The organism is Streptococcus sp. LYSM12 (genome assembly GCF_004569635.1).
Lineage (GTDB): Bacteria > Bacillota > Bacilli > Lactobacillales > Streptococcaceae > Streptococcus.
In genome coordinates, this window is the sequence record NZ_SPOZ01000014.1 from 1 (window position 1) to 12,278 (window position 12,278).

Annotated in this window: 3 protein-coding genes; all 3 read right to left on the minus strand. The window is 41.4% G+C overall.

What is annotated here, in order from left to right:
- Nucleotides 1-1,117 precede the first annotated feature (1,117 nt).
- Nucleotides 1,118-8,224 carry an endo-alpha-N-acetylgalactosaminidase family protein gene (locus E4T79_RS05700; RefSeq protein WP_135028518.1) on the minus strand — a complete coding sequence of 2,369 codons (7,107 nt, stop codon included), beginning with the start codon at nt 8,222-8,224 and terminating at the stop codon, nt 1,118-1,120.
- A gap of 765 nt (nt 8,225-8,989) precedes the next feature.
- Entirely contained in the window at nt 8,990-9,304 is a 315-nt protein-coding gene (trxA, locus tag E4T79_RS05705) for a thioredoxin (protein ID WP_135028520.1), read from the minus strand.
- Between the two features lie 291 nt (nt 9,305-9,595).
- Nucleotides 9,596-11,929, minus strand: a complete 2,334-nt coding sequence (locus E4T79_RS05710; protein WP_135028522.1) for an endonuclease MutS2 — start codon at nt 11,927-11,929, stop codon at nt 9,596-9,598.
- Nucleotides 11,930-12,278: the final 349 nt, after the last annotated feature.

The following is a 12,278-nucleotide window of genomic DNA, read 5'->3' on the forward strand; positions in this document are numbered from 1 at the left end:
TATATTGAGTTTTACAATACACGACGCTATCAGACCAAATTAAATAACCTGACTCCTATAGAATTCAGGAATCAGGTTGCTTAATATCTTTTATTATTTGACTGTCTACTTGACAGGGAGCCGTTCAGGATATGATAGTCTTTTCATTTACTTTTAGTACTAGGAAACGAAATGCAGGCTGTACTGGAGTACGGCAAAGCAAGTGAACGAAGTCATAAAAGAGAAACGAAATGACTATAAAAAGAGTTCAGTTTGAAAAGAACCACTTATAATGGACAGTATAAAAAGTATACGCTACTGTTGTTATAAGGAGGTTCTTTTCAGTTTTGCCTTACTTCTTACATTCTAGGTTCGGTTTGAAGCGGTCTATTCCCAGACTGTTTCAAACCTGTCCCAGCACAGTTGGTTGATTAATACTCATTTAAAATCAAAATTAGCATTTCTTACTACTTCCTTAAGTTGTGCGGACAAAAAGCAAGCTCCTACGGCGTTTCATTCTTAATTTTCGAGCCAAAGGTTTTGAAAATCCTGTCCTTAGCAACAAGGTATCTATTGCCGGGGGGTACCACTACGGCGGAAATAGCCTTTTAGCTCACTACGTTCGCTTTCCCTTAAAAACTAGTTTTTGATTTTACAAAATTCGCTATTTTTGAAATTAGTTAAGTATAAGTTTAAAAAGAAAACCAATAGGTGTAAAAAGATCCGGTGGAGGTTTTTATACCTGCTCCCTTGAAAGAAAAAGAAACAACATTTCATTTCCAATCTTCAACACCATTATAGCCGTCACTGCGCTGAACTTTGAGAAGTGGAAAGGGCCTCATTTTATCACACGAACAATTTGATATATAGTCTTTTCATTTACTTTTAGTACTAGGCAAGGAGCTGCAGGCTGTACTGGAGTACGGCAAAGCGAGTGAACGAAGTCATAAAAGAGAAACGAAATGACTATACCTATCGGGAACGAGCCCGAATCCATTGGATTCGGGCTCGTTCGTTTCATAAAATCAAAAAGCACCTCAGAAAAGTAGTGCTGAAGTGCGATACTTTTCTTGAGGTACTTTTGCCCTGCTAGTGTTTCAAATAACTATAAAAGAATAAGGTTTAGGAAAGTTGGAGCTTATTCTTTCTCTTTTTTCTTGTAAAAGAGGAAACCAAGAAGCGCCATGCCTGAGGTAGGAAGCCCACCACTGCTCCAGCTACCTGTAGTCGGTAGTGCAGCTTTTTCTACTTTGACTTGATTGACCGTTTGTTTTAGAACCTCATCTTCTTGAGTCTTTACAGGTAAGAGTACGGTTTTAATTATTGGCTCTTTAGCTGGTTTGTCTATCCTTGATTCTCTAGCACCTTTATCAGAATTTTTTTGATCCTCATCTACCAATGTTGGAACTTCTTGTCCCTTATCTGGTTTAGGTTTCTCATCGTCCATTGGTTTAGATTGCTCTATCGGCAACAGAGTCAATTTCTCACGCGCTTCTCTTATCGCTTTTGCAAATACTGCAACCTGACCTTGCTCCGCCCGACTCAGCTCCCAATTAATGGAAGCAAGAGCTTGGTTCAATCTCTCCACACTGTCAGGAGTATAGTGAGTTAAATCAGAAAGCGACGGATTTAGGTTCATCTCAGCATAGACCAAACTATAGTCTGCTGGGAAATAGGTACTGTTCTTCCTATAAAATGCATTCATCAATCTGAAAAGATTTTCCTTAACATATGGTCTCCTAGGATTATCTGCCCAGACAGCAACCATACTTCCAATAGTTGGAACCGTACTTCCCTCATTACCTAAGACAGAATCAAAGGAATGTTTTTTTATACCATCAATTCCCTGATCAAGATTATAGTAACCACTTCCTGTCTTCTCACGACCAATCACATAATACCACGAGTCATTGGTATTCAAAATGGCATGTCCCTTATCTGACAAGAATTTGGAAGAAGCAACATTATAACCATTCCATCCTGCAGTCCAGTAAGATACAATCAAATCCTTATCAAAAACTCCAGCATCTTCTTTAGAATGATAGTAGATGCCATCATTAAAGGCTAACGGTTTCATACCCGCCTGTTTGACGATAGCTGCTAAATCATTGGCATATTGGACAAATTTACCATACTGTCCTGTCGACTGGAGGAGACCAAAACCACTTATTCCTTGGAAAGCATCGTTGGCATATTCATCTAAGCCAATATTGAAAATTTTGACTCCCTTACCTGCAAAATATTCCGCATACTTCTTGATAAGAGCCTTTGTAAAGTCAAGCGCAGCCTCATTATTCAAGTTAACCGTCCGCTGAGAACTTCCAGTTCTTCCATTTTTCATGGTATGACTAAAATGAGCATTTTCAATACCTAACTGCCTCATAGCTGTCAAGATAGCATCCATATGACCTGGACTATTTAAAGCAGGAATCAGAGCAATATCCTTAGCCTTAGCATAAGCAATCAACTGATCCATCTCCGCTTGACTGAGTGCCGCTCCTGCCGGATCATCATAATAGTGACGATTTCCTTCAAAAAGAGCCGTCTTCACATCATCGCTAGCATACACTTTGTGAGGAGTTTCAATGGTCATATCATCGAGCAAGAAACGCAAACCATCGTTTCCTACAAGAAGATGAAGCGTATTATAGCCATACTCATGCGCCTTATCAATGATTTCTTTCAAATCTTGTGGAGAAAAGTATTTACGACCTGCATCAATAGAGATTGCCTTAACAGTCCCCAATCTTCGCGTCCTCTCCTCTGGGCTCATATGTTCGAGTTCTTCTTTTGAAACCTCAATAACGTCTTCACCTGTACCCACTTCTACAATTTCCTCAATTGGCTCTGCTAAAACTTCTCTCGTCCCAACCTCTTGGAAATCCTCAATCTCCCCTTCCGCATCTTTTATCAGCTCATAAAAGATACGAACGCGTCCCACTTGCCCTTTTTGAGTCACTTTCTTAGTTCCCCTAGGTAAGTCCTTATTCTCTACTCTAGTAGTCCTATAGGCTATCTCTTCCTCAACCATTTCAAGTTCCGTTTGAGAGTGGGTTAACGGCTCTATCTTTTTGCTTCTCTTTAATTGCGGCAGATAAGCCACATAACTATCAAGCAGGTTTTGAGTCAACAGATGATCTCTCTTTAATTCATCTATAAAATCTACAATCCCTTGCAAAATTTCCGGTTCTTCTAATTTTCCATTGCTACGAAGATCCTGCAAAGTACGACGATAAGCATCATAGTTAACTTCATTTTCTTCTATGACTGGCACCACTAATCTTAATTCAGCAGCTGATTGGAAAGTATCCGGAGTATCCCCATAAGAAGCCGTCCCTGTTAAAACTACCTTTTTTGCCTTAATCGTCTTACCAAAATCAATTACCTTTTTCTCTGCAGTATCTGCCCAATCTCGCCCTTCAAAAACATGTTCCTGCCCTTGATTATCCGTCACTACCAAGCGCACATTCTTCAAAATACCGTTACTGCCGGATTGCCGAGGAACATATTCAAACTTAGTAATATCTGTCGGTTCTTTGAGAACAATCGTTGCAGGTGTGTTGATGCTTGTCTCACTCCACGGAGTATGCCACAAGGTTTCTGTGTTACCATCAAAAGCATTTTCCAAGCCCTCTCCAGCTTGAGCTGCTGCATTTACGGATTCAATCTCATTTGGTAAAACAATCTGACGTTTCGCAACTAAACCAGCAATGGATTGATTCACTTGTTCAATCAAGACTTTGGCATCCTCTACAGAAATATCTGGATCACTTATCTTTAATAGGTATAAGGCTTCACGAACTGAATCGAGGCTTGCTCTTGTATAGACATCATTCGCAACGATTGGAAGGTAGTTCTGCAAAGCTCCCTCTACTAACATAGCGCCTGTCACTTCAATCTCTTCAATAACTAGGTTATCTAGGATAAAGTCATTGTAACCTCTAAAGTTAGCATTTCCACCTGTATCACCGTGGGTATTGGAGGCTGTCCCTGTTGAGTAGATACCTATCCAGCTCTCTCCACTTTCTGCTCCATTAACGAGGAAGTTAACACGTTTCGCCCTAGGAGAATCTGTCCAGGTATTTCCCAGTAAATGCACCTCTGTATGATTGATATTCTCAAAAGCACCCTCTCCAATGACAAAGGCATAGGTATTATCCGAACCAGACTCATAATCAAAGCTGACACGATAGGACTTCCCAGCCTCAAAGCGGTAGTTTTGAGGAATTGTTTGATAAATCAAACGCTGCCTACCCACCAAACCATTTGTCTTTAAAGACCAATCCCCCTCGATAACGTCATCGATTTTTTTACCATTCCAACCTCTTTGAGTATAAGGAGCATTCTTTTCAGACAAGTGGGTCCGGTTATCGTTAACTCCTTCGGCAGCACCAATAACAAATGGGAAGATGCCCTGAGCGACATTTTCAAAGTCTTGTGTAAATTTCTTGGCTGCAGGAGTAGTGTCGTGACCGTCAGCATACATCGCTGATTCATTTTCAAAAATCCGAATCTCATCGAAATAGGCTGCTCCATCGCCTGCCTCTTTAGCCAAGGTCAAGACGACGTTTGAAACATCGCTACCTGTTGTAAAGTAAACATACATGTTCTGGAAGTAACTCAAATTATCAACCGTTGCCGTTGAGGATAAGGTATTATGAGCGTAAGCCTGAACATAGTTCAATGCAATGGACTGCTTGGTGTAGTTGCTGACTTCTTTTTCACCCGTATGAACAGTGATACTTGCCTTTGAATTACTACGGTTGTCAATTCCAACATACGCTGCATAGCGCGTATTTGGTTTTAGATCTGTTAACTTCTGAGTCAAGCTGACCTTGTCGCTGTTATTTTGAATCCGCAACATGTCATTGGATCCTTGAGATTTCACAATGCTTGCTGTTGTCGTATCGCCAGTCTTAATCCAATGATCGAGGGTTCCACTATTGAATCCCTGATCATAGATATGCATGCCCTCACTCCAAGACATTTCTGGATTTGTCTGTGGTGTCTTATAGACTACATAAGGCTGGTTCGCTAGTAGATTTAAGGTAATCTGACCATTTACGACTGGAATAAGCTGTTCTTCCGTCTTGCCTAAATCTGTTAGTTTGTAGAGATAAACAGAAGAAGTTGTCCAATCAGCCGGTAACTGCCATCTTGTTTGTCCTGCTTCTGTATTAAAGTAGTACATCTTCTCCTTGTCTTTTGCCAACTGATTTCCATTAGCATCCCAATTCCAAGGAACTAAGTAAGCACTGCCATCTTGAATGACCCGGCCATTTAGGGTAACCGTTCTCTGACGATATAAAGGACTCGTTACATCGTTACTCTTACGCGTGAGAACCAGCTGGGCATTGTCTTTGTCTGTCAGCTTAATCTCCATCTCTGGCACCCATCTATAGGTCGAGCCATTATCTGTCATACTGACAGCTTCACCATTCTTCCAGTTGCTGACTGTAAAGTGTTGGATGTATTTGGTCATGACATCATGAGCAAATAAATTAGTGACATAGCCATTATAGTCGCTACGACCTTGCCACCCTTCAAAGTCTTTCATACTGTAACCACCTAGCAGTGGATAGTTCGCAGCACCACCATAGGATGGATAGTCTCCATTCCAGGCATCTTTTTGATGGTTTCTAATAAAACGTGTAATAGCGCTATTAATTCCCTTATTGGTATAACCTCCATAAGTTAAATCCGCAGCCCAGTGTTGGAAAGTAGAATCATATTCTCCTCCGTGCCCCCACTCGATTGCAAAACGCCATCCTTGGTCAATAATTTCCTTGGCTAGTACATGGGTTGCCCAGGCTCCATTGTCACCAGACTGTCCATTCCCCCAAACATCTACATAGATGAAATCCAAGCCCTCACCTAATTCAGCCTTGAGGTCCTGCCAACGTTTCAAACGATTATGGGCCAGATCGTAAGCTGCATCAATATTGATTCCTTGATCCAACCAGTTCCAACCATAGCGATAGTTGCCATTTGTATCCTTGCTCAAGATTTCTTCTGTGAAATACTTGGATTCTGGATAGGTTTCAGAAGCATTGACATGGATTCCAAGTTTTGCACCATAAGCCTTAGACTTTTCAATCAAAGTCTTAAAATCTTCGACTCCACCGATACGTTTTCCAATATCTGCATAATTCAAATGTCCAGAATCATGCCCCTCTGATCCATACCCTTTCAAAAGGATACCTTGTCCCAGACCATCTGTGTGTAAGGCAATCTTCTTGATACCGTCTAAGGTCATCAAGAACGGATTTTGTGCCTGTGAGCCAAAGTTCATCGCAATACGGTAAGCAGCGATATCCTTGACACTCTCCCACCCTCTCGGATTGTTCATGATTTCACGATAAGCAATCGCTCCATCCTGCCAGTCAACCACCTGGTCATTGTTTATATCTTCTGTAAAGACAACCTTAGCACTCGGTAATTCTAGGGTATATTCTGGAAAGACAATATTGTTATGAGCCTTTTGCCATTGCCAAGGAGAGCTTGCAATGCCAATATAGTTCTTATCTCCTACCGTCTGCTTATATGCTGAAACGCGGGTGAAGTCATCTGCTCCTCCTCCATAACTATTTTGAGAATTACTCCAAACACCTGCTGCAACCTTATCCGTAGAAACAAAACCATACATGAAGCCTGAGGAAAAATCATTCATTGGATTTCTGACATCTACATGGACATCCCCTGACTGATGTGTGTTGTTAGACATCCGTGCTCCGTCAAATTTAGCCTGATTTTGATCGCTCGATACAGAAACTAACGGAGTGGTTAAGAAGTTCAAACTAGAAAGAAGTTTCTCAGTATTATCAATCCTTTGACCATAGTTCACCTCATTATGATTGGTGATATTGGTGATGTCAAAATGGAGTTGGTTGTTTTCAATTTTGAGACGAACAGTAATATCCGCATCAATCTTTTGATCAGCCTTTTGTACCTTTAAGACATATTCGGCTGTTTTATCATCAATCTTGCGATAGGTAACTTGTGGTTCAATATCCTGATGATTGATACTAATCTTCTTAGTAGGAACCACTTGACCATACATCTTGTTCCCCTTGTAACTATACTCTTTGATCCGGGGGAAAGTAGTATCAATGAGTGCTTCTAGGACATCGGATTTGATGGTGTCGTAAACAATGTGACTATCGTCCACTACTGGTCCAGTTTCTTTATCACTACCTGGTTGCCGGGGAGTGACATTTTCTTGATTATCTGTCTTCACTCCAACGACTGTTCGATCATCGCCATAACTACCTGCCTTTACCAAGATGCGCTTGCTATCTGCCAAATTATCTACTACAGCACTAGGCAATGTAATCGTATCAAAAAGAGAGGTTCCATTATTTGTTGCATTTAGCTGACCATCAGCCTTTAGGGTAATCGTCAATTCATTTAGAGAATGTTGAGCCGGTGCTGCAACGCGGCTTCCTTGATACCAAGCATTATGGTTTGGTGTTTTATGCTCCCAGAACCAACCCTCACGATCGTACCCAACAAAAATATTATTATCAGTATCCTTGAATTTTAAGAAGACTCCAAAGCGAGATTTAGCTGCTTCGGATTCTGCCAGAAATTGGAGAGTTACAGAGGCATTCCCATTCTCATCAACTAGTAGCCCCTCTTTTTCGTAGAGTGCAGGATTGGCAGCGTTATCATTTTGAGCAGTAGAAGACAGTCTATTGTAGCGAACACCATCTTTTTCAATGACTTCTATTTCACCTGGACTAACCCCTTGTGACGGTCTCCATTCCTTATAATCAGGTTCAGTACTTGCACGACGAACCCTTCCTCTAGGAGCTGTTTCCGGATCAGCCTTTGGAACTACTTCTGGTGCAGGCAGTTCTTTTTCAAGTACCTTTTCTTCTTCATGCACTTCTACTACCTCCTTAACAGGAGCAGGCTCTGGATTTGGCACTGCCTGCTCAGGAACAATCGGTTGCTCCAGCTGAGGATTAACTTCTACAGGCGCCTTTAGCTCTTCAACAGAACCCTCTGCTACTTTAGCCTCCTCAACTGGAACTAGAGCCTCTACAAAATCTGTGCTTGAACTTTCTGACTCACCAACTACTAGCTCAGGAGAAGCCTGGCTAGCACTTTCTCCTCCTTGTGTAACCTCTTGTGCACTAGCAGTCATTGCAGAAAAACTAAGACCGATGAGAACCGAACAAACTCCCACAGCTACCTTACGTAGACTATATTTGCATTTTCTTTGATAGAAAAAATCTTTCATTACAATACCCTTTCTTAACCTGCGCTTTTCTAATATTATTCTCTTTTCCCCTCCTTTATAAATGTAGTGCCCTAAGCGCTATTTAATATATTGACATATTTATTGTAAGGGTTTACAGTTAGTTTGTCAATCAAATTTTAAAAGATTTTTACATTTTTTAACCTTTCTCTTTCTTACTTTATAGTCTTTTCGTTTGCTTTTAGTACTAGACAACGAGTCGCAGGTAGTTGAAATAGTTGATAACTATTTCAAGTGACAGATAAGAAAAGTGTAACTTTTCTCAATAGTACAGCAAGACGAGTGAACGAAGTCATAAAAAGATAAACGAAATGACTATATCTCGCAGAAAGACATGCGAACACTCTATAACAATCAACATCTGACTAGCTCTCACAATTAGTTAGGGAACAGGAGAGAAAAGCTAGCCTCCTCTAACTGAAATAAAACAGCAGTTCAGCAAGGTGGGCTAACACCGGAAGAACGAATATACGTGAACCTCGACGAGATAAGTCGTACTCAAAAAGGCCGGGACAAAAGTACCGACCTCTTAACCGTTTATAGTATCGTTTCTTAGTTTGCTTTTAGTACTGGCAACAAGCTGCAGGCTGTACGAGAGTACGGCAATGCGAGTGAACAAAGTAGTAAAAGATAAACGAAAGGACTATATCAATCATTTGACGTATCAATCGTCAGGGGCTTAGTTAAGCCTGAACCCCAAAATGAAGAAACAAGACCTAGACAATACGCCTGTTCTTCTATTTTTATCTATGCAAGTTCAGCAATGATAGCTTTGAGCTGTTCTTTGCTATGGACACCTGCGACTTGTTTTACAACTTCTCCGTCTTTCTTGAATAAAAGGGTTGGAATTGACATAATTCCAAATTCGCGAGCTGTATTTGGATTTTCATCGACATCCATTTTCAAAATTTTCACTTCATCTTCATGAACTTCTTCTGCTAATTGCTCCAAAATTGGTGCCTGCATGCGACATGGACCACACCAGGTTGCCCAAAAATCAATCAATACAAGACCTGATTTGGTTTCTTCAACAAAGTTTGCATCAGTAACTACTTGAACCATATTTGTTCTCCTTTTTTCTTTGTACTGTTATTCTACACCAAAAGAAAATTTTTGCAAAATATTTGCTACGCCTTAAGAAAGTCAGTCGAATTCAGAAAATCTTTCTTTCTAAATCACCTGTTTAGATGTCATAAATGCAGTTCTCCAAACATTCAAACAACTGTAGCAAAACGTGCGGGATCCCCGGGTTTAAAGAAACCGATGTTTGACAAGTATTTTGAAAGAATACAGCCATATCTTGAAAGACCAACAGCGAGGGCAAAAAATGCGTTTGAGCTGTCAGCACAGGCTCTATTTAAATGTCACAATGGTTGCACCACTTCCTCCCGCATTCTGCGGTGCATAGCCAAATTCTTTGACCTGCTTGTTTCTACGGAGATACTTGGTCACTCCCTCACGGATAACACCTGTTCCAATACCGTGAATGATGTCTACTTGAGACATATTATGGAGCAGGGCTTGGTCAATAAATTCATCCAGTTCCTGCATCGCCTCTTCATAGCGTTTCCCACGCAGATCAAGGCGCGCCCTAGGTCCTTTTCCGGTGGTCCGTTTGACGACATGAACCTGCTTTGGTTTGGTTTTTTCTTCTTTTTCAACCTTTATCAAGGTAAATTCATCTGCTTTGAGTGTCATCTTAATCAAACCAACTTGGGCTTCCCAGCGACCGTCTTTTAATTGCTTGATTAAGGTGCCACGTTGCCCATAACTGGTCACTAAAATGTCATCACCCACGCGCGCCGCCTTTTCTTTCTTGGCTTTTTTCAAAACCTTGTTTTTAGAAAGATCTACAACTTCTGGCGCCAATTTTTTCAGCTGACTTTTGGCTTCGATAATCTGATGTGGTTTTAGGCTAGCCTGACTGTGAAGATGTTTTAAAATATCATCACTTTCTGCTAATGCCATGGTCACAATCTCTTGGGCTTCTAAGCGCGCCTTGTTTAACTCTGCTTCTTTCTCCCGCGAAAATTCATGATAGAGTTTCTTCAAGACGCGGTTCATCTTGAGATTTTCCTGCTCCACCTCACGAATCGTGTCAAGACGCTTCCTGCTTTCTACCGCTTGTGCCTCTAACCTTTCAATGATTTGATTGACATCGCTATCCGTCTTAGTCATGCTCTCAGCATCACTAATAATGGCTGTTGATAGACCGAGACGTTTTGCAATATCAAAGGCATTGGAGCGACCTGGAACCCCCTGCATGAAGTGATAGGTTGGTCGCAAGCTCTGGCTGTCAAACTCCATACTGGCATTTTCCACACCGATTGTTTCAATTCCATAGGCCTTTAATTCAGGATAATGGGTAGTCGCCATCGTTTTTATACCCCGCAAGCGCAGGTCTTCCAAAATAGCCATGGCAAGAGAAGCCCCCTCTTGCGGATCGGTTCCAGCTCCCAATTCATCAAATAAAATGAGGGAATCTTGATTAGCAATCCTTAAAATATCCACCGTATGGAGCATATGGCTAGAGAACGTCGACAAACTTTGCTCAATCGATTGCTCATCACCAATATCCGCAAATATTTCATGAAATAGAGCAACGCGACTGCCCTTATCTGCCAAAATGGGCAAACCTGATTGAGCCATGAGATGGGTCAGTCCTAGCGTTTTCAACATAATGGTCTTACCACCCGTATTAGGACCAGTAATCACAATCGCGGTTAACTCTTCTTTGAAGTATAAATCATTGGGCACAGGATCAGCCAAGAGCGGATGGCGAACATTTAAAAGGGCAATATCCTTTGACAAGGATAAGGTAGGAATGGTAGCTTGATACGTGCGCGCAAAAACATGTTTAGCACGGATAAAATCAAGGTGCCCAATCACCCAAGCATTATTGCGAATAGCACGACTATGCGGTCGCAACATATTGGACAATTCCTGCAAGATACGACTGATCTCATGGCGTTCTTCCGCCCTGGCATGGGTCATTTCTTCATTGAGAGAAACGACTGCGCGTGGCTCAATATAGACCGTCGAACCAGATGCCGAAATGTCATGAACCACACCCGAGATACGGTTGCGGTAGGTATTTTTCACAGGAAGGACATTGCGACCATTTCGACTGGCTAGAACCGTATCTGTCAGCATATCACTCTTGGTCTTTAGCATCTCCTGCAAGACCTGTCTGATTTGATCTTCTGATTCGCGAATCTTTCTGCGGATTTGCGTCAGTTTTTCGCTGGCAAAATCTTCTACAAAACCTCCGTTATGAATGACTTGCAAACTCCCTTGGATTAGAGGAAAAAGTTCAAACTTTTCAAATAAAGAGGGCAGTTGAATTAAGTCTACATTTTCCAAATGCTGGTAAAAATCCGCTAATTCCTTTGATACTTCTAATACTTTTTTAACCGCTAGTATTTCAGGAATATTGAGATCCGCTTCCAAGTCCAAGCGCTTCATGGCAGGTACGATATCAACCGTAGTCCCAAAACTAAAGTGAGGATGTTCTACGAACAATGCTGCCATGTCTGCCATTTCATCAAAGGCCTGCTGAATCCGCTTTGCATCTGTCATGGGCATGAGCTCCTGCAATGCAAGAGCCCCTTGTTCTGTTAGGATAAAAGGTTCCAACAAGACCTTGACCTTGTAAAACTCCAAGGTTTCCATAATTTTTTGATTCATTTTCTTTCTCCAACAAGCTACGAGAGCGTGTAAAAAGCGCATGTACCCCTAGGGCATCCGTATCTGTAAAACAGGCATAGCCTGCAACAGCTACAGTAAAAATAAGAAATACGACAAATGAAAAACTCCAGTGGAGGTTTTCAACTTCTTTCCTAAAAATAGCCAACTAGACTGGCACCCTGAAACAGCTCTATCAAGTAGCACATACTGGTTTCTAGCTAGTGCAGCCCCTCTCCACCAAATCTCGTATCTTCTTCCGTCCCCTTTCTTCCCATGTCCTGTATCATCAATCCTACCTGTATAAACAGAGGGACTGGCAACTTGTGCTCAACCCCCTTTTTACAACTAA